The organism is Peribacillus sp. N1 (assembly GCF_054600815.1).
In genome coordinates this window covers 412,991-432,077 of record NZ_BAAHZO010000002.1, presented here as the reverse complement: position 1 = coordinate 432,077, position 19,087 = coordinate 412,991, and the positions used below count along the sequence as shown (strand labels likewise).

Here is a 19,087-nt window from a genome sequence, read left to right as displayed (position 1 = left end):
TCGTTATCAATTTCAATATATGGAAGTGGGTGTTAAACTATAGGAAGAGGAGGGGTATAATGGAAAAGATGCAAATAGGGGAAATTAAATTAACATGGTTGAATGGCGGTGTGACTCACTTGGATGGCGGTGCGATGTTCGGTGTTGTACCGAAGCCGCTTTGGTCCAAGAAGTATCCTGTTAACGAAAATAACCAAATCGAACTAAGAACGGATCCGATTTTGGTGCAGGCTAATGGATTGAACATGCTTATAGATTCCGGTATTGGCAATGGAAAGCTGAATGACAAGCAGAAACGGAATTTTGGGGTGACGGAGGAATCCAATCTTGTCGAAGATCTTGGCAGACTTGGGCTTCAGCCAAATGATATCGATTACATTTTAATGACCCATCTACATTTCGACCATGCCTGCGGTTTGACGAAACGTGATGGTGAAACTTGGGTGCCTGTTTTCGAGCGTGCAGAAATCATTACGACCCAAACTGAATGGGATGAAATGAAAAACCCGAATATTCGATCAAAAAGTACATATTGGGCAGAAAACTGGGAGGCTGTCGCTTCTCTTGTACGTCCTTTTGAAGGTGAGCAGGAAATTACGGACGGTATTAAAATGATCCATACTGGGGGACATAGTGATGGACATGCGATCATCATCATTGAGGATGCCGGGGATAGATTGATTCACATGGCAGATATTATGCCGACGCATGCCCATGCGAATGTCCTCTGGGTCCTCGCATATGATGATTATCCGATGACTTCCATCGAAGCGAAGGAAAAGTGGATGAAATCCGGACTGGAAAATGGGTCTTGGTACAGCTTTTACCATGATGCACAATACTGTGCCATCAAATGGGATGGAACGGGTAAGGAGATAATAGACGAATTGAAACGGAAGCGGTAAAGCAAAAGGAGGACGTCATTTTGACGACCCTCCTTTTATGTTTCAATCATTTTGCGCATTAAGCTCCAATATCGTTCCTGTTGAGGCATCTGCAACAAATTCGAATTGCTCGCGTTTACCCTCTGTGTTTCTGGTGATCCCGCCTTTGTAAACTTCATAGTCCAAATCATTTTTTGAATAGTTTTCCGGCTTCATCAAGATCCATGAGCCATATATATTTCCATCTTTTTTGACTGTTTCCTTCACTTGGGCCAAGACTTTATCGGGAGAAGGTTTACTAGATTGATCCAATAGTTGTTTTGTCGCATAGCCCGCAGCAAACCCGGCTGCAGTACCCAGTAAAAACGTTTTCCAATTCATTGATTTCTCCTCCATTGCATTTATTAAAATCACTTCTTCCAGTATACAGAAGAACGCTTTATTTGACTAATAATTTGAAATTTTACCCATTAACTGATAAATTAGAACTTTCTAGTGTAACACGATGCTAAGTTCTGTAAAATAGTAAGAAACAATACATAGGTTAGGGGTAGAAAAATGAATCATGAGACTTTGGAGCTTTTTAAAACATTGACGGAATTACCGGGAGCCTCGGGAAATGAACATGCAGTTCGGAGTTTCATGAAAAGTGAGCTGGAAAAGTATTCCGATGAAATCGTCCAAGATCGCCTTGGCGGAATATTTGGCGTAAAAAGAGGCAATGAGGATGGTCCGACTGTACTAGTTGCCGGGCACATGGATGAAGTGGGATTCATGGTTACCTCCGTAACGGAAAATGGAATGATCCGCTTTCAGACCCTAGGAGGCTGGTGGAGTCAAGTGCTTTTGGCCCAAAGAGTCGAAATCATAACTGATAACGGTCCGGTCATTGGTGTCATCGGTTCGATTCCGCCTCATTTGCTTGATGAGTCGCAACGCTCAAAACCAATGGATATCAAAAATATGCTGATTGATATTGGGGCGGATGATAAGGAAGATGTTAAGAGGATCGGTATTAAGCCAGGTCAGCAGATTGTACCGATTTGTCCATTCACGCCGATGGCCAATGAGAAGAAAATTCTCGCAAAAGCGTGGGATAATCGTTACGGCTGCGGACTTGCGATTGAATTGTTAAAAGATTTAAAAGGTGAAACGTTACCGAATGTCTTATATTCCGGGGCAACTGTCCAGGAGGAAGTGGGATTACGGGGCGCTCAAACTGCAGCTCATATGATCAAACCGGATCTTTTCTTCGCTTTGGATGCAAGTCCGGCGAACGATATGTCCGGCAGTAAAAGTGAATTTGGTCAGCTTGGAAAAGGGGCACTGCTACGCATTTTCGATCGTTCGATGGTAACGCATCGCGGCATGAGGGAATTCATCCTTGATACGGCAGAGTCGAATGAGATTCCGTATCAATATTTCGTTTCCCAAGGCGGCACGGATGCAGGGCAAGTCCATATTGCAAACGAAGGCATTCCAAGCGGGGTGATTGGCATTTGTTCCCGCTATATTCATACTCATGCATCCATGATTCATATTGATGATTATGCCGCTGCACGAGAACTGATTGGTAAATTGGTTCGTTCCTGTGATAAAACGACATTCGAGACCTTGATAAAAAACGGTTGATGGAGGAAGCTGAAATGGAAAGGGATGCTGTCATGAATCCTTTTCCATCAGCTTTTTTTTACATAGAAGGAAGGTAATTATATTGAAAATAGCAGTAGGCAGTAAGAATCCGGCGAAAATAAGTGCCGTGCTTGGTGTATATGAAGATGCTAAAATCATTTCGCTTCAAGTGGAGAGCGGGGTCCCGGAACAGCCTTTTTCAGACGAGGAAACGATGGAGGGGGCAATGACACGTGCCCGGAATTGCTTGATTCACAGTGATGCCGATATGGGTATCGGACTTGAAGGCGGTGTCGTGAAAATGGGACAAGCCCTGTTTCTGTGCAATTGGGGTGCAATGGCCACGAGGGACGGCGAGGTCTTTGTAGCTGCCGGAGCGAGAATCCCGGTACCGGGAATTGTTGCCGGGAAGCTGCTGGACGGTGAAGAGTTGGGCCCGGTGATGGATGCCTTCACAAGGCAAGAGAATATAAGTAAAAAGGAAGGAGCAATCGGCGTATTTACAAATGAGCGAATCACTAGGGGCGAAATGTTCCTTCATATCATGAGGATGTTAGCCGGTCAATACGAATATAAGCTAAAAATGAAAAAGCAGGATTTTTGAATCACTGCCATGGAAAGGTGTGCTTCGAATGATGGAAACGAACACTGCCAAAACAGAGCAGGAACGGACAGGGTTTTATTGAGCGGCTTTGCTAATATAGTGACAAGGGGTGAGCGGATATGGGGTGGGTTGAATCAATCCAAAAGGCCATCGACTATATCGAAGAGCACTTATTGGAGGACCTGACGATCGAGAGCATTTCCAGGCAGGCGAATGCCTCAGCTTTTCATTTTCAACGGACATTCACCATTTTAACGGATATAACCATTGGTGACTATATCCGGCGACGAAGACTGACCTTAGCGGCCCAGGAAATTTCATCAACAAATGGCAAGGTCATTGATTTAGCCTACAAGTATGGCTATGACACCCCCGAGGCATTCTCGAAAGCTTTTCGAAGGCAGCATGGGGTATCTCCAAGCGAAGCCCGAAAGTATATGGGGAAGCTGAAATTCTATGAACGCCTGGTGATACAGGTGATTCTGAAAGGGGCAAAACCGATGAAATACAATATCCTTGAAAGGGATTCCTTTCAATTGATTGGAATCAAGCAAGAGTTTTCCTTGATTAATGAAGAGAATTTGATCGGGATTCCAAAGATGTGGGAGAAAGTGAATTCGGATGGAACAGGGGGTAGGTTAGCGAAGCTGAACAATGGCCAAATAGATGGCTTGATTGGTGTATGCGTCGATAAACGGGCTGTGGAAAAAAATGAAACGATGGATTATTGGATAGGTGCAGAGTATGCCGGGAAAGTGCCTGAAGAGTTTTCAACCCTTACGATACCGGCTTCCAAGTGGGTTGCATTCGAAGTTCACGGACCTATGCCTGATAGCATCCAACAAGCTTGGAAGCGAATTTTTTCCGAATGGTTCCCTACCAGCGGTCATGAACATGCCGGAACTCCAGAATTGGAAGTATACGCGAATGACGACGCTTCAAACCCAGACTATTACTCCGAAATTTGGATTCCCATTAAAAAGAAATAGTGTTCAACCATCAAAATTTATTCGTTTTTCGCTTGCAGGTGAGGTTAGGGATCTAACTTTCTCCTGCAAGCTTTTTATTTGGTAAACAAAAATCCTTCATACTTGAGCTGGAAGGTTAAGGGACAGGGAGTTTTACAGCCCTTCTTCAAAAATATAAGAAAGCACCTTCATGGCTTGGTTAACGGATTCTACCGTGACACTCGCCTTTTCCGATAATTCCTTTAAGGCATGATGATGGGATTCCGGACGAATCAAAATAAGCGGTTTACCCAGGGAAATGGCGGTGCTTGCGTCCATGGCAGTATTCCACTGTTTATATTTCTCGCCAAACAGGGCGACGACAAGATCGGCTTTTTTCATCAAAAGACCTGTCCGTAAATTATTGATTTGGGAAGCGGCCGCATCCTTCAGGATAGGGTTCGGCTGTTCCCCGAGGATATCTTCACCGATATTATCGGAGCGTTCATGATTTTCCATCGGGCCGACGAATTCTAAAGGAAGCTTCAGTGCAGCGGCCTTATCTCTCAACTCGCTTCTCCAATTTGAATGGATCTCCCCAGCAAGATACACGATTAACTTCATTGTTTTCCTCCTCGATAATAAAATTGCTTTCATTGTACCATGTTTTTTAGAAAATGGATGAATTCCGTAAATAAGGATAATATTATCCATATGGTAGTAAAAGAGACGGCTGGAGGAATGACGATGGCTTTATCGAATAAGAATTTTCTTGTTTTCCTGTTGATAAGCAGTTTGATCGTGGGCTGCTCAGGTATCGAAAGACAAACCGAAAAGGCAATGAAGGCTGCTGAATTGGCTTTTCGTGACGATGAAAAACAGCCCAATCAAGAGGCAGGCCTAATTCAGGTCTATCTGCCAAACGATTTTAAAGTAGTGGAAGAACATGATAATAATTTGATTTTACAAAAAGGTGATAAGATTTATATATTATTTGTCAATCCGAATGAAAAAGAAGACAGCTCCGTGTTATATTTGGCCATAAAGGAACAAGAGGATCAATTTGAAGTACTGCATTCTTTTCAAACCGATGATAAATTCGGCTTTATTTCGATTAAAGAGATACCGAAAGAAAAGTATGAGCTTGCAGTGGGAATCGGCGGAGTGAAGCTGACAACCGAAACGGATAAAGACCAATTAAAAACCGATGCAAAACAAATGATGGAAATCGTTTCATCCGTGCCCCAGAAATAAGAGGCCAGTGACTTTCAACCGATCCGTATTAATGGTTGATTCCTGGAGACTCTGGTATGATGGGATTATAAAAAATAAGGTGTCATTTAGAGCAGGAGGAATATACAAATGGAAAAATTACAAACAGTAGAGCAATATGATGCATTTAAAAATGAAGGCAAACATATCTTTCTTTTTTCAGCAACATGGTGTGGAGATTGCCGTGTAATCGAACCGATAATGCCGGAGATTGAAACGAAATTTCCTGACTTTACATTCATTTATGTGGACCGTGATGAATTCATCGATGTGTGTGCGGCTAATGATGTATTCGGTATACCAAGTTTCATTGCCTATGATAATGGCAAGGAGCTAGGCAGATTTGTGAGCAAGGATCGCAAAACGCAAGAACAAATTGAGGAATTCATTCAATCACTATAATCAATTTCCCCTTCTCGCTGGGGATTTTTCAATGAAGAGGAGGGTCAGTCATGAAAATGGACAGCACGAAGCTGAAAAATATCTTGAAGGAGCGTTTAAAAGATGAGAATCGCTCATTCAAATTCGATAGCAAGCAAGATACGTTACGGGTGGAAAATGTGAAGACCGGGAAGGGGATCACCATCGAGTTGCCTCCTGTGCTTGCTAACTATGAAAACGTACAGGAAAAGGCCATCGATGAAATTACCTATTACGTGGAAGAGGCCCTGAATGTGATGGGGGAAGAACACAGTATGGAAGGCAAGGAGAAATTCATTTTCCCAGTCATCCGCTCGACCTCCTTTCCAATGGAATCCGAAGAAGGAAATCCGTTTTTATTCGATGAGCATACGGCTGAAACCCGGGTTTTTTATGCCCTTGATTTAGGGAAAACCTACCGTCTTATAGATGAAAAGATGATTCAACGGGAAAATTGGCAGGGTGACAGGATCCGTGAAATTGCCCTATTCAATGCCCGTTCCCTCACCACTGAAATGAAGTCGGATATCGTTGCAGGTAATGCATTTTATTTTTTGAACACGAATGATGGATATGATGCCAGCAGGATTCTAAATGAATCATGGCTTCGGGAAATGAAGGACAAGATCGAGGGAACCATGGCTGTGGCCATTCCACATCAGGATGTCATCATCATTGCCGATGTGAAGAATGATACGGGCTATGATATTCTTGCGCAAATGGCGATGAGCTTCTTTGCCAGCGGTCATGTTCCGATAACGGCTCTATCATTCCTTTATGAAGAAAATGAGTTGGAGCCCATCTTCATTATGGGTAAAAACAAAAAGCCTGAACAATAATGAATCACAAAAGGACCGTGTCAGCATCTGGCAGCGGTCCTTTTAAAGTTTAATAGAGTTTATAACTCAGAGTTGATATTTATTTTTTAATCGGCGATAATATAATTGGAATATTTTGAGAATATAAAAAGAACAAGCGGATGAACGTTGTGGGAGAGTGCAAGCATTGAGCCACCGAAGGAGCAAGTTCCAAAAAGATCCCTTGGAGCAAATCCCTCAGGTAAATGGAACCGCAGCTGGACGCAGCTCTGGAGAGTGCGCAGGAAGCAGTGTGCCACCAAAGGGGAAATCTCCATGTCCAAAAATGGAGCTAAACTCTCAGGTGAAAAGGACAGAGAAGGGGAGCGGTAAGTTTACGCAATCCTTCTCTGCCCTTTTTTAATGGGCACTTTGTATCGGAAGGCATGCAGCGAACATGGAACTACTAATATGCTCAACTTGAAATAAGGGGGAGAATAAACGTGAACGTGAAAAGCAAATTAATGAACATGCTGGAAGCCCGTAAAGGGGAAATGGTTCAAATCCGCCGTCATTTACACGAGAACCCGGAACTATCCTTCAAAGAAGAGAAAACGGCACAATATATCATTGATTTTTATAAGGGTAAGGATATGTCGATTCAAACGAATGTAGGAAATGGATTAGGGATCATCGTAACGATCGAAGGCGGAAAACCTGGGAAAACGATAGGTCTCCGTGCGGATTTCGATGCGTTGCCGATTAAAGAAGAAGCGGATGTCCCGTTCCGTTCAAAAAATGAAGGTGTCATGCATGCCTGCGGACATGATGGGCATACCGCTTATTTATTGGTTCTGGCAGACTGCATCAATGAGCTTAAAGATTCCCTATCCGGTACGATTAAAATAATCCATCAACATGCAGAAGAAACACCCCCAGGTGGAGCAAAGAGCATTATGGAATCAGGGTTTTTGGATGAACTTGATGCCGTTTTTGGAATCCACTTATTTCCGTCCCATCCTGCAGGGGTTGTCGGGTATCACGGCGGCTATTCGATGGCTGGACGGACCTATTTCAAGCTGGCGATTAAGGGTGTAGGCGGCCATGGTTCGTCCCCGCATATGGCCAATGATGCCATTGTGGCAGGCGCCCATTTCGTGACAGCCGTACAAACCGTGATCAGCCGCCGCTTGAACCCTTTTGATATGGGCGTGGTCACAATCGGCTCCTTCGATGGAAAAGGAAGCTTTAATGTCATTAAAGATCGTATAGAAATTGAAGGGGATGTTCGTTATATGACAGCAGAGACCCAACAGCTGATCGATAGGGAAATCCACCGCATCGTTAAAGGGATAGAAACGGAATTTGATGTTCAGTGCGAACTAACATATGTGCCTGATTATCCTCCGTTATATAATGACCCTGAATTGACTGGATTCGTGAAAAATAGTCTGGAAAGCATGAAAGACAAAGATATTAAAAAGGTTATGGAATTTCCGGTTTTCTCTGGTTCAGAGGATTTTTCGTATTATGCAGAAAAGATTCCTGGCTGCTTCTTTTACATTGGCTGCAAACCAAAAGGGGTGGAGAAGGCATATTTCAATCACCATCCCAAATTCGACATTGATGAAGATGCCCTTTTGATCGCATCCAAATCAGTGGCCCAAGTTGTATGCGATTTTTATGAATGGGAATAGTTCCATTGGTATATTTGTTTGCAAAAAAGTGCAGAAACCCACAAAACACCGTTCGGTATTAACGAACGGTGTTTTATGGGTTTCAGGATGCCACCGGAGGTTTCGTGAAGGATGCTTCAATGAATTGACCAGTCTGCTTCTTGCGCCGCATGAAAACTTAATCTCTTTGTAAACGCGATTTAACAGCGGTGTTTTATTTAAATAGTAGACTAAGGGCTAATGTTATTTCACGAAGTGCAGGTTTAAACTCATACCAGAAGGGGTTTAATAGGGTAGGAGTTCTGCGAAATACGTTAAGTTAGTAAGAGTGCGATAAAAAAATAGATACTAATCCCAATTTAGCTTAAATTTTCTCGATATTTTTAAAATAACTGGTAGAATTAGTTACATAACTACAGATGTAGAAAGAGTGATAGTTTTGAAATGGCTAAATAAGATGAAAAAATGGTTCCAAGCAGAGGAAATTATTGAAATTGAAGAGATTATTATAGATGAACCGCTTGATGAAGAGACATTAAGGAAAATGGATTTTTCAAAGCTTGCAAAGTCAAAGGAAGAAGAAATAAAGGTTTACAATCAAAAAGTGGAAAAAATGTCGCAGACGCCAGACCCTGATACGAAAATCCTGTTTCAATATCCAAAAGGGCAGTTCAAGTTTCCGCTCATTCCAGATCGTGAACAGAGCAAAAGAAAGCCTAGGGAAAGAAACAGGGAAGATCATGAACCAAAAAAGGGGAGCGCGGCCAAAGAAACAAGAAGGCCTGTGAGGGATCCTGAACCAAAACGGAGAAACTTCGAACGGGAGGAAGTCTCAAAAATAGTCCCTTCAAATACTCCATTCCGTCCGACGGAAATCCCTTCACCCATTTATGGGTTCCGTCGTCCGGAAAAAAAAACAGTCGTTTCTGAAGAAATTGTCGAATATGAATTAGAAAGCAAAATGCCCGTCCTAAAAAAGGAAGAACCCGATATCGGGATTCCAGCATCGATTCCTGAAATCCCAAAAGAAGTGTCACATGAGGAATTGACGACAGAACCATCCGTTCTTATACCGGAACAAGCGGAAGAAAAACTGGAAGATTCAGAGATACCCGCTTTCTTTCGCAGGAATTCCATTGAGACACTGCCAGAACAAGCAGTAATCGAGCCCAACAAAATTGAGCCTGCGGTGGAAAAAGAGGCTATTGAACAGGACGAAGTAGAATTTGGACGCGAAGTCGCTGTATCCATCATGGAACAGACGGACGACACACCGCCTGAAGCGATATCGGTTCCTGGGGAGATTGCTGTACAATCAAATCAACCATCCGTTAGTCAAGGGACAATGCCTGAAGACCCATCTGAGGCAATACCTGAAGTGCAGCTCAAACGTCCAAAAAAACACATCCCATTTAATGTGATGATGCTTAAGCAAGATCGGAAAAAAAATGACTTCATGAATAAAATGATGCCGGAAAAAAAAAGCCTTAATTCGGAAAGGGCAGTAGTATCACCTGATAAGCGGCCAATGGATGATTCTGCCCAAACAGAGGCAGGACAAGCGAAACCAACCGCCATTCCTGAACGGAAACAGGAGGAAGGCAGAGTTATTCCGAAAGAGCAGACTCCGGCCATATCACTTACCTTTTCGGACGCTAAGGTTGGTTCCGAAACCGTCGCTGCTGTGCCTGAAAATACAGTCGAATCCAACATCGGTTCCAACCCTAAGCCGCTCTTGGAACAGGAATCCCCGATTTCTGGACACGGGTATCAAGAAGCAGTATATACAGAGGAAGCGGCAGAAGGCAGTAAGGGCGAAATCCCGGCAGTTTTTGGCTCCGTCGAAGCGGATGAAAATGAAAATCCATACTATGTGTTTCCTAACATCGAATTGCTGACACCTCCCACTTATGCTGTGCATGATGATGTGTGGCTCGAGGAACAGACTTTATTACTTGATGAGACATTGAAAAATTTCAATGTCCGTGCAAAGGTCGTCAATGTCACTCAAGGACCGGCAGTAACCCGTTTCGAGGTGCATCCGGAACCGGGAGTGAAGGTGAATAAAGTGACGAACCTGATGGATGACATCAAACTAAGCCTTGCTGCTCAAGATATGCGGATGGAAGCGCCTATTCCGGGTAAACATACAATTGGCATCGAGATTCCGAACAGGAAAAGCAAACCGGTATTTTTGCGGGAGGTTTTGGAAAGTACTGAGTTTCAAGAGCATGAATCACCGCTTGCTGTGGCCTTAGGGCTCGATATATCCGGTCAGCCAATCATCACCGATTTGAGAAAGATGCCGCATGGATTGATAGCCGGGCAAACGGGGTCGGGGAAAAGTGTCTGTATCAACACCATGCTGGTAAGCTTGCTTTATAAAGCGACACCGCAGGAGTTGAAATTGCTGTTGATCGATCCGAAAATGGTTGAGCTCGCCCCATATAACCGGATCCCGCATTTGGTCAGTCCAGTCATAACCGATGTAAAAGCCGCTACGGCTGCGTTGAAGTGGGCTGTAGAGGAGATGGAACGGCGTTATGAATTGTTTGTACATGCCGGTGTCCGTGATATCACCCGCTTTAATGACCAAGCGGAAAAAGCCGGTCAATATTCAAGCAAGCTGCCTTATATCCTAGTGATCATCGATGAGCTTGCGGATCTAATGATGATGTCCCCGGCTGATGTAGAGGAAGCAATTTGCCGGATTGCCCAAAAGGCCCGTGCCTGCGGCATCCATTTGATTGTAGCCACTCAAAGACCTTCAGTCGATGTCATAACTGGATTGATCAAGGCAAATATCCCGACAAGGATCGCTTTTTCGGTTTCTTCACAAGTCGACTCCCGTACGATCATCGATAGCGGCGGTGCAGAAAAATTATTGGGAAGAGGAGATATGTTATTCGCTGAAAACGGCTCTTCAAAAACGGTGCGCCTGCAAGGGACTTTTGTTAGTGATGAAGAAATCGACCAGGTCGTTAACCATGTTAAACTGGAGCAGCAGCCAAAATACCTGTTCGAGCAGGAAGACTTGCTGAACAGGTCCCAAGTCACGGAAGAAGCGGATGAACTGTTTTTCGAGGCCTGTGAATTTGTCGTGAGCCAGCAGGCTGCATCTGCTTCTAGTGTCCAAAGGCGCTTCCGTGTCGGTTATAACCGTGCATCGCGCCTAATAGAAATGATGGAGCAACATGGAGTAGTTTCCGAATCCAGGGGTTCAAGGCCCAGGGATGTATTGATTACGGAAGAAGAACTGGAATTTTTACATGTTAATTAAGAGAACCTAATAAAAGGAAATTGTATATAATGTGAAGGGGTGAAAACCCTTTTTTATCACTTTAATTAAGGGAAAAGCCAATGATTTGATAAATTGGCATCTGCCTGACATGGATGAATGAATAAAAAAGTGATATAATAGTTTTTTGTTGATGAATGATTGAAAATATAAGCTTGAAAAACCTATGAAGAAATTGCGTTACTAACAAGTCTCGTAATGAAAAAACAAATAAAAGATGACGTCATATACTGTCATACAGGTAGACGATTGGTGGAGGTTCGCTTTATGACTGCTTACCATTTTGTGGGAATTAAAGGGTCGGGTATGAGTGCTCTTGCACAAATACTGCATGATATGAATATTGAAGTGCAGGGTTCCGATTACGAAAAAGAATTTTTTACACAATTGGCATTAGAAAAAGCCGGGATTAAAATCCTTCCTTTCAACGAGGAAAATATTCAACCTGGAATGACCATCATTGCAGGAAATGCGTTTCCGGATAGTCATCCGGAAATCGTGAAGGCAAAAGAACTTGATTTGCCGATCATCCGTTATCACCGTTTCCTAGGTGATTTCATGAAAAACTTCATCAGCGTGGCGGTTACGGGAGCGCATGGTAAAACATCGACGACCGGCTTACTTGCCCATGTGATGGGGGGCGCTAAACCGACATCCTTCTTGATTGGGGATGGAACGGGTAAAGGAATCGTGAATTCTGATTACTTCGTATTCGAAGCATGTGAATATCGCCGTCATTTCCTTTCCTATTATCCGGATTATGCAATCATGACGAATATCGATTTTGATCATCCTGATTATTATGCCAATGTCGAAGACGTGTTCGAGGCTTTCCAAACGATGGCCCTTCAAGTCAACAAAGGCATCATTGCGTGCGGGGATGATGAACATTTACCACATATTCAGGCGAAAGTACCGGTTATTTTTTACGGATTTGCAGAAGGAAATGATTTTCAAGCGAAAAATGTTTCCGTCACTCCGGATGGCACGACTTTTGATGTGCATGTAAGGAACAATTATTATGATACATTCACTATTCCTACTTTTGGAAAGCATAATGTGTTGAATGCACTTGGTGTCATTGCACTTTGTAAATATGAAAACTTGGATACGGAAGCTGTGAAAGCCCAATTGCGGACTTTTGGCGGAGTTAAACGCCGGTTCTCAGAAAAGGAAATCGGAAGTCAGATCATTATTGATGATTATGCACATCATCCGACCGAGATCTCGGCAACTGTCGACTCGGCGCGTCAGAAATATCCAGAGCGTGAAGTTGTTGCGGTATTCCAGCCGCATACTTTCTCGAGAACTCAGGCTTTCCTTGATGAATTCGCCGACAGCTTGAATTTGGCCGACAAAGTATACTTATGTGAAATTTTTGGATCTGCTCGTGAACATCAAGGGAAGTTATCGATTGAAGACCTTCAAGATAAGATTCCCGGAGCCGAGCTGATTACGGAGAACACAACATCAATATTGCAAAATCATGAAAACAGTGTCGTGTTATTCATGGGTGCGGGGGACATTCAAAAGTTCCAAGCAGCCTATGAGCATTCACTGCAGGTAAAATAAAAAAACGATCGTCCCGTTAGAGCGGGTCGGTCGTTTTTTTATTTTACGTTATTTTAAATTTTCTGGATTTAAATTTTCCAGTTCCGGTAAAACGAAGCGTCCGTCCTTACGTATCAAGACGTCATCAAAATGGATTTCCCCGCCGCCATATTCAGGCCGCTGAATATTGACCAGGTCCCAGTGAATGTCTGAATGGTTTCCGTTAAAGGCATCATCATAGCATTGTCCGGGAGTGAAATGAAAACTTCCATCAATTTTTTCATCAAAGAGGATATCTTGCATCGGATGTAGAATATAAGGATTTACACCAATTGCAAATTCACCGACATATCGTGCGCCTTCATCAGTATCAAAAATTTTGTTGATGCGTTCCGTATCATTCGCAACCGCTTCAACGATTTTTCCATCCTTGAATGTTAACTTCACGTTTTCAAAAGTAAAACCCTGATAAGGGGACGGAGTATTATACGAAATAACTCCATTGATGGAATCTTTAACCGGAGCCGTATATACTTCACCGTCAGGAATGTTCAGCTCACCCGCACATTTGATGGCTTTAATGTCTTTGATGGAGAAAGTTAGGTCCGTACCGGGCCCAGTTAAGCGGACCTTATCCGTTTTATCCATCAATTCAACAAGGTTGTCCATCGCTGCGCTCATTTTGCCATAGTCGAGGTTGCAGACTTCGAAATAAAAGTCTTCGAATGCTTCTGTGCTCATTTTGGCTAATTGGGCCATGGAATTTGTCGGGTAGCGAAGCACGACCCATTTTGTTTTTGGCACGCGGATATTTCTATGTACTTTACCGACTGTCTGTCCATGAATCGCCATCTTCTCTGAAGGGACATCGGAATGTTCATTGATATTATCCCCGGCACGAAGCCCGATATAGGCATCCATCTGGTTCATTACGTTTGCTTCAAACTCACCCATCATCTTGTACTGTTCTTCTTTGGCACCCATCAGCAAGGCACGATCCACTTGGTGATCCTTTAAAAGGACGAATGGGTAACCACCTGCTGCATAGGCTTCATTCACAAGTGCGTTAACAAGCTCACGCTGCAAACCAAAGTTTTCGATCAAGATTTTTTCACCTTTTTGAAGCTTCACGGAATAATTGATTAAGTTTTTGGCCAATGTTTCAATTCTGGGATCTTTCATAAAAAATACCTCCATTGTTTAAATTCGACTTATCTTTTCTATCATACCCGATTTCCTGCCATAAGTGTGACCCATGAACTTACGGAGGAACTGGATGCAGACAACAATATTTCCAGATTAGGGTTTGATAGGGTATATTGAAAAAATAAATACGTTTATAATATTAGGGAAGGGGTAATTAATATCTAACAGCTATTAAATAAGTCGATTTTTTTCGGAGGTGTTCCAATGGAGATTATTTTATACGTAAGTGCTGCTGTTGCAGCGATAGCTTTTTTGGTACTCGTTATTTTCCTAACAAAGGTACTGACATCACTTCAAACTACCCTGGACAGTGTGGCCCGGACGCTGACAGGACTAGAGAGCCAAATGCAGGGCATAACGCTCGAAACTACTCAGTTATTACATAAAACGAATACGTTGGCTGAAGATTTGCAGCACAAGTCAGAAAACCTGAACACGGTGGTGGATGCGGTGAAGGATGTAGGAACATCCATCTCCAGCTTCAATTCTTCCATCCAAAAGGTTTCCCATAAAGTGCAGGCTGAGATTGATAATAATCAAGACCGAATCTCACAAATTGTACAATGGAGCAATGTTGCCATGGAGATCAGAGACAAGTGGAAGGCCAGAAGCAAGCAGGCTGCCCCGACTCCAACCGAAAGGGCGGAGTTAGAAAGGGAAGCGCTTGAAACAGATAACCTGCCTAAAAAAAGGTTTTTACGTTCTAGATCCTAAAATCTAGTTAAATAAAAAATGAACTGAAAATTGAAAGGGGAATGTATTATGACTCAAAAAGAATTTGCGGCAAAGGACTATCAGAAATCTTATGAGGACGAACGCGACTCGATCAATTCGAAGGACTTTATGATTGGCGCCTTGATCGGCGGGATGATCGGAGCGGCAACAGCATTGTTCATGGCCCCGAAAACAGGCAAGGAATTAAGGAATGACTTCAATGAACAAGCTAGAAACATTTCCGAGAAAACAGAAAGATTAAGACAAACGGCAATGGAAAAAGGTACAGTCCTTGCTGATACTGCAAAAGAAAAAACAAGCTCCGTCACGGAAATCGTTTCCAATAAATCTTCGAATATCGTCAACAAAGTGAAGAGCCTGAAAACAGGAAAAGAAAACGGCGACGCTGCTGATGATACAACGAATTCAAGCAATAAGGATATTGATGTAACCGGAACTACCGATGCTCCTATCGTATCCGTCGAAACGAACTTTGCTAACGGCAATGATTCGGAAAATAATCCAGCAGATCCTACAAGCGGAAACAAGAATGCGGCAAAATTAAAACTTGATGAAGCGAAAAAGGCATTTGATGAAACGGAGAGTAAACTAAAGAATTAAACTCCCTGGCTTCCTTTAATGGGAATGAAGAGTCATTAAGGGACTAAGAATAAGGCGGTGAAGTGCTTCGATGGCTTCATCGCCTTTTTGATGGTAAAATTTATATGACAAGGAAAGGAGACTGCTATATGGTCATGAGCAAAATCGAAACAGAAGAACAATTCAATGAGCTTCTAAAAGAGGATACATTCCTGCTTTTCAAGCATAGCGTAACATGCCCTGTCAGCGCTGAAGCATTTGAACAATATGAGAGGTACATCTTAGGGAACGAACAACTTAAAACGGCCTATTTGGCCGTCCAGGAAGCTCGTCCACTATCCAATTATGTGGCAGAAACCTTTGAGGTCAAACATCAATCACCTCAGGCCATCCTTTTTAAAAGTGGAAAACCTGTCTGGAATGAATCTCATTGGCGGATTACATATGATTCATTGAGCAAGGCCATCACAGAATGAATAAAAGGCTGGATCCCTTTGGTAGGGGTCCGGCCTTTTATTATTCCATTGATTGGCGGGCCTAAGGATGCTAATCCTGGGGAAACCTTTTCTAGGAAGGCCTTTCCGTAAAGCCTCTTTAAACATTTCTCGGCTTCGGACAAGTGGCAGAAGATTTAAACTTTTCTATGCTCTTGTGACAAATCATCAATTAAATGATAGCTTTCCTGTTCTATTTCCAATATAATTCCTACAACGGATCGTGTTTCAATATTCTGTGTAATCGTTTTTCTGGCATGAGCGGCACCTAGTTTTATGCATTTATAACTTTAATGCTTAAAAGCGTTTAATTATTAAAGAAAAATATAGTGACATTTATGGACACTTCATTTATAATTGATTTAATCATACATGAAATATTCTAAATTTTTCATTGATAAAACAATCGGGGTGGATGTTCGAGGATCCGGATGGGATTTTTTTTAGTTTGAGTCCGCTGAACCGATTTCTATTTTAAAAAACGAAGGGATGGATTTGTAATGAGCAACAAAGAGCTTGATGGACTTCGTAATCAACTGGATGATGTGAACCTTCAGTTATTACATCTTATTAATCAACGTGCTGAACTTGTACAGGAAATTGGTCGCGTTAAAGAAAAACAAGGTGTAAACCGTTACGATCCGGTCCGTGAAAGAACAATGCTGGATCTTATCGAAGCCAATAATCAAGGACCGCTTGATCTTGGTTCGATTAAACATATTTTCAAAGAAATCTTTAAATTGGGCTTGGAGTTACAAAAAGATGATCAGAAGAAAACGCTTCTTGTATCGAGAAAACAAAAGGCTGAAGACACGATCATCGACATTAAGGGTGAATTGGTCGGTAACGGGATCCCTAGCTTCGTTTTCGGACCATGTGCCGTTGAATCTTATGAACAGACAGCTGCGGTGGCGGAAGTCATTAAAGCTAAAGGTTTGAAATTGATGCGAGGCGGTGCATTTAAGCCACGTACATCTCCATATGACTTCCAAGGGCTTGGTTTGGAAGGATTACAAATACTTAAACGTGTTGCTGATGAATACGGCTTGGCTGTAATCAGTGAAATCGTGAGTGCCAACGATATCGAAGCGGCAATCGATCATATCGATGTCATCCAAATCGGGGCGCGCAACATGCAAAACTTCGACTTGCTAAAAGCGGCAGGTGCTGTAAATAAACCAGTTCTTTTAAAACGTGGACTGGCGGCAACGATTGAAGAGTTCATTCATGCAGCGGAATACATCATGTCGCAGGGCAATGGCAACATCATCCTTTGTGAGCGCGGTATCCGTACTTACGAAAAAGCAACAAGAAATACACTTGATATCTCTGCTGTACCGATTTTAAAACAAGAAACTCATTTACCGGTCATGGTTGATGTAACGCATTCAACTGGACGTCGCGATCTTCTGCTTCCTACGGCTAAGGCGGCTCTTGCAATCGGTGCTGACGGTGTTATGGCTGAAGTGCATCCAGATCCTTCCGTTGCTTTATCGGATTCTGCACAGCAAATGGACTTCAAACAATTTGATGAATTCTACGAAGAGATTAAACGTTTGAACTGGGTAACTGTATAAGCTAAGAAATTCTTTAAATGATCTATTTACGGCCCTTACCAACTTGGCAAGGGCTTTTTTTAATGGTAAAATACTAGTTTTTGCAGAAAAAGCTTCGAAATGAGCACTATTGGATTGCAGGAAAGATTCGACTATCGTATGATAAATAACAAGAATGAGAACTGTTCGGAAGATTGAGTCATACATAAAGTGATATCTATGTGAATTTTATACTTGAATAGGGTATTGAATATTTGACTGAGAAGAGAGTAGGACTGCATTTTTTGTTAGGCAGATCGTTCCTAAAATAATCTTCCTTATAGAGAAAAACGCATAAAAGATTATTTTCCGAAATAATTCGGGTCTTTTATGGGGAAAATGAAAGAAATGGAGGAATGGATAAATGAATAATATAACCATTTATGATGTGGCGCGTGAGGCGAATGTTTCCATGGCCACCGTTTCCCGCGTAGTTAACGGGAATCCAAATGTAAAGCCTGCAACAAGGAAGAAAGTTTCAGATGTAATTGAGAAGTTAGGGTACCGTCCCAATGCAGTGGCAAGGGGACTTGCCTCAAAGAAAACGACTACAGTCGGGGTCATCATCCCGGATATCTCAAGCATCTTTTTTGCAGAATTGGCACGGGGCATAGAAGATATAGCCACCATGTATAAATACAATATCATTCTAAGCAGTTCTGATGAGAATATAGATAAGGAATTCCATTTGCTGAATACGATGCTTGGAAAACAAGTGGATGGTATCGTATTCATGGGCGGCAACATTTCTGATGAGCATGTCAAAGAGTTTAAGAATTCACCTGTTCCAATCGTTCTGGCAGGCTCGGTGGATGAAAGCGGACAAGTTCCATCGGTCAATATTGATTATGAGGCGGCGGCATTCGACGCAGTGACCTTCTTCGCTAAAAAAGGCCACAAGCATATCGCTTTTGTAAGCGGAAACCCTTCGGCGTTGATTAATGAAATGAAATTGACTGGTTATAAACGAGGATTGAAAGAAGCTGGGCTTCCATTTGATGAAAGTTATGTCGTTGAAGGTGATTATACATATGATTCAGGAATTGAATCTTTTGAAAAGTACCTGGAAGCTGAAGACAGACCGACAGCATTCATAGCCGGTGCTGATGAAATGGCGCTTGGAATTGTCCATGCCGCTCAGGACAAAGGGTTTAATGTACCGGAAGACTTTGAAGTGATCAGCTTCGATAACACGAGATTGACCTTGATGGTGCGTCCGCAAATCACGACGATCGTTCAACCTTTATATGATATTGGTGCGGTTGCGATGAGGCTTCTTACAAAGTTGATGAATAAAGAACAAGTGGAGGAAGGTCTTGAAAAAGTGATCCTGCCACATCGGATTGAAAACCGTCAATCAACGAAATAAACTGGTTTGGAGAGTGTCCCGAGGGCAC

18 protein-coding genes and 1 riboswitch are annotated in these 19,087 nt (G+C 42.6%); of the genes, 15 read left to right on the top strand and 3 right to left on the bottom strand.

What is annotated here, in order from left to right; translation table 11 throughout:
- Positions 1–59 precede the first annotated feature (59 nt).
- Positions 60–905, top strand: a complete 846-nt coding sequence (locus tag ACYP5M_RS10510) for a YtnP family quorum-quenching lactonase (protein WP_427571704.1) — start codon at positions 60–62, stop codon at positions 903–905.
- Positions 906–947: 42 nt separating this feature from the next.
- Here ACYP5M_RS10510 and ACYP5M_RS10505 read toward each other — a convergent pair whose 3' ends face one another.
- Entirely contained in the window at positions 948–1,265 is a 318-nt protein-coding gene (locus tag ACYP5M_RS10505; RefSeq protein WP_101222972.1) for a PepSY domain-containing protein, read from the bottom strand.
- 177 nt (positions 1,266–1,442) lie between these two features.
- Here ACYP5M_RS10505 and ACYP5M_RS10500 point away from each other — a divergent pair, with 177 nt between their 5' ends.
- The 3 genes from ACYP5M_RS10500 (at position 1,443) to ACYP5M_RS10490 (ending at position 4,109) form a co-directional block, all read left to right on the top strand.
- Positions 1,443–2,516, top strand: a complete 1,074-nt coding sequence (locus ACYP5M_RS10500) for a M42 family metallopeptidase (protein WP_053535952.1) — start codon at positions 1,443–1,445, stop codon at positions 2,514–2,516.
- An 82-nt stretch (positions 2,517–2,598) separates the two neighbouring features.
- The gene (locus ACYP5M_RS10495; protein WP_434167556.1) at positions 2,599–3,120 is read left to right on the top strand and encodes a DUF84 family protein; all 522 of its coding nucleotides are present in this window, start codon (positions 2,599–2,601) and stop codon (positions 3,118–3,120) included.
- Positions 3,121–3,239: 119 nt separating this feature from the next.
- Positions 3,240–4,109: a GyrI-like domain-containing protein gene (locus ACYP5M_RS10490; protein WP_434167555.1), complete on the top strand. Its 870-nt coding sequence runs from the start codon at positions 3,240–3,242 to the stop codon at positions 4,107–4,109.
- 132 nt (positions 4,110–4,241) lie between these two features.
- On the opposite strand, the gene ACYP5M_RS10485 is transcribed toward ACYP5M_RS10490, so the two are convergent.
- Complete coding sequence (locus ACYP5M_RS10485; RefSeq protein WP_241592555.1) at positions 4,242–4,691, bottom strand: YtoQ family protein; 450 nt, start codon at positions 4,689–4,691, stop codon at positions 4,242–4,244.
- A 90-nt stretch (positions 4,692–4,781) separates the two neighbouring features.
- On the opposite strand from ACYP5M_RS10485, the gene ACYP5M_RS10480 reads away from it, so the two are divergent.
- The 6 genes from ACYP5M_RS10480 (at position 4,782) to murC (ending at position 13,102) form a co-directional block, all read left to right on the top strand.
- Positions 4,782–5,321: a hypothetical protein gene (locus tag ACYP5M_RS10480; protein ID WP_459735021.1), complete on the top strand. Its 540-nt coding sequence runs from the start codon at positions 4,782–4,784 to the stop codon at positions 5,319–5,321.
- A 108-nt stretch (positions 5,322–5,429) separates the two neighbouring features.
- Positions 5,430–5,741, top strand: coding sequence for a thioredoxin family protein (locus tag ACYP5M_RS10475; RefSeq protein WP_101222966.1), 312 nt, complete (start codon positions 5,430–5,432; stop codon positions 5,739–5,741).
- A 50-nt stretch (positions 5,742–5,791) separates the two neighbouring features.
- Positions 5,792–6,598 (top strand): DUF1444 domain-containing protein, encoded by an 807-nt coding sequence (locus ACYP5M_RS10470; protein WP_101222965.1) that lies wholly within the window; start codon positions 5,792–5,794, stop codon positions 6,596–6,598.
- A gap of 238 nt (positions 6,599–6,836) precedes the next feature.
- Positions 6,837–6,943, top strand: a riboswitch (glycine riboswitch).
- A gap of 122 nt (positions 6,944–7,065) precedes the next feature.
- Entirely contained in the window at positions 7,066–8,253 is a 1,188-nt protein-coding gene (locus tag ACYP5M_RS10465) for an amidohydrolase (protein ID WP_434169709.1), read from the top strand.
- 418 nt (positions 8,254–8,671) lie between these two features.
- The gene (locus ACYP5M_RS10460; protein ID WP_459735020.1) at positions 8,672–11,512 is read left to right on the top strand and encodes a DNA translocase FtsK; all 2,841 of its coding nucleotides are present in this window, start codon (positions 8,672–8,674) and stop codon (positions 11,510–11,512) included.
- A 285-nt stretch (positions 11,513–11,797) separates the two neighbouring features.
- Positions 11,798–13,102, top strand: coding sequence for a UDP-N-acetylmuramate--L-alanine ligase (gene murC, locus ACYP5M_RS10455; protein WP_101222964.1), 1,305 nt, complete (start codon positions 11,798–11,800; stop codon positions 13,100–13,102).
- A gap of 48 nt (positions 13,103–13,150) precedes the next feature.
- On the opposite strand, the gene ACYP5M_RS10450 is transcribed toward murC, so the two are convergent.
- On the bottom strand, positions 13,151–14,263 hold the full coding sequence (locus tag ACYP5M_RS10450) for an aminopeptidase (protein WP_260358334.1): 1,113 nt from the start codon (positions 14,261–14,263) through the stop codon (positions 13,151–13,153).
- A gap of 228 nt (positions 14,264–14,491) precedes the next feature.
- Between ACYP5M_RS10450 and ACYP5M_RS10445 the strand changes: the two genes are divergently transcribed.
- The 5 genes from ACYP5M_RS10445 (at position 14,492) to ccpA (ending at position 19,059) form a co-directional block, all read left to right on the top strand.
- Positions 14,492–15,001: a DUF948 domain-containing protein gene (locus ACYP5M_RS10445; RefSeq protein WP_101222962.1), complete on the top strand. Its 510-nt coding sequence runs from the start codon at positions 14,492–14,494 to the stop codon at positions 14,999–15,001.
- Between the two features lie 48 nt (positions 15,002–15,049).
- On the top strand, positions 15,050–15,622 hold the full coding sequence (locus ACYP5M_RS10440) for a YtxH domain-containing protein (RefSeq protein WP_434167552.1): 573 nt from the start codon (positions 15,050–15,052) through the stop codon (positions 15,620–15,622).
- Positions 15,623–15,750: 128 nt separating this feature from the next.
- On the top strand, positions 15,751–16,077 hold the full coding sequence (gene ytxJ, locus ACYP5M_RS10435) for a bacillithiol system redox-active protein YtxJ (protein WP_054400017.1): 327 nt from the start codon (positions 15,751–15,753) through the stop codon (positions 16,075–16,077).
- Positions 16,078–16,595: 518 nt separating this feature from the next.
- Entirely contained in the window at positions 16,596–17,672 is a 1,077-nt protein-coding gene (locus ACYP5M_RS10430) for a bifunctional 3-deoxy-7-phosphoheptulonate synthase/chorismate mutase (RefSeq protein ID WP_101222960.1), read from the top strand.
- A 382-nt stretch (positions 17,673–18,054) separates the two neighbouring features.
- Positions 18,055–19,059 (top strand): catabolite control protein A, encoded by a 1,005-nt coding sequence (gene ccpA / locus ACYP5M_RS10425; protein WP_101222959.1) that lies wholly within the window; start codon positions 18,055–18,057, stop codon positions 19,057–19,059.
- Positions 19,060–19,087: the final 28 nt, after the last annotated feature.

Bases quoted from the DNA above. Each gene is read 5' to 3' on its own strand.
- ACYP5M_RS10510 (WP_427571704.1), top strand. From the start codon at position 60: ATGGAAAAGATGCAAATAGGGGAAATTAAATTAACATGGTTGAATGGC.
- ACYP5M_RS10505 (WP_101222972.1), bottom strand. From the start codon at position 1,265: ATGAATTGGAAAACGTTTTTACTGGGTACTGCAGCCGGGTTTGCTGCG.
- ACYP5M_RS10500 (WP_053535952.1), top strand. From the start codon at position 1,443: ATGAATCATGAGACTTTGGAGCTTTTTAAAACATTGACGGAATTACCG.
- ACYP5M_RS10490 (WP_434167555.1), top strand. From the start codon at position 3,240: ATGGGGTGGGTTGAATCAATCCAAAAGGCCATCGACTATATCGAAGAG.
- ACYP5M_RS10485 (WP_241592555.1), bottom strand. From the start codon at position 4,691: ATGAAGTTAATCGTGTATCTTGCTGGGGAGATCCATTCAAATTGGAGA.
- ACYP5M_RS10480 (WP_459735021.1), top strand. From the start codon at position 4,782: ATGGTAGTAAAAGAGACGGCTGGAGGAATGACGATGGCTTTATCGAAT.
- ACYP5M_RS10475 (WP_101222966.1), top strand. From the start codon at position 5,430: ATGGAAAAATTACAAACAGTAGAGCAATATGATGCATTTAAAAATGAA.
- ACYP5M_RS10470 (WP_101222965.1), top strand. From the start codon at position 5,792: ATGAAAATGGACAGCACGAAGCTGAAAAATATCTTGAAGGAGCGTTTA.
- murC (WP_101222964.1), top strand. From the start codon at position 11,798: ATGACTGCTTACCATTTTGTGGGAATTAAAGGGTCGGGTATGAGTGCT.
- ACYP5M_RS10450 (WP_260358334.1), bottom strand. From the start codon at position 14,263: ATGAAAGATCCCAGAATTGAAACATTGGCCAAAAACTTAATCAATTAT.
- ACYP5M_RS10445 (WP_101222962.1), top strand. From the start codon at position 14,492: ATGGAGATTATTTTATACGTAAGTGCTGCTGTTGCAGCGATAGCTTTT.
- ACYP5M_RS10440 (WP_434167552.1), top strand. From the start codon at position 15,050: ATGACTCAAAAAGAATTTGCGGCAAAGGACTATCAGAAATCTTATGAG.
- ytxJ (WP_054400017.1), top strand. From the start codon at position 15,751: ATGGTCATGAGCAAAATCGAAACAGAAGAACAATTCAATGAGCTTCTA.
- ACYP5M_RS10430 (WP_101222960.1), top strand. From the start codon at position 16,596: ATGAGCAACAAAGAGCTTGATGGACTTCGTAATCAACTGGATGATGTG.
- ccpA (WP_101222959.1), top strand. From the start codon at position 18,055: ATGAATAATATAACCATTTATGATGTGGCGCGTGAGGCGAATGTTTCC.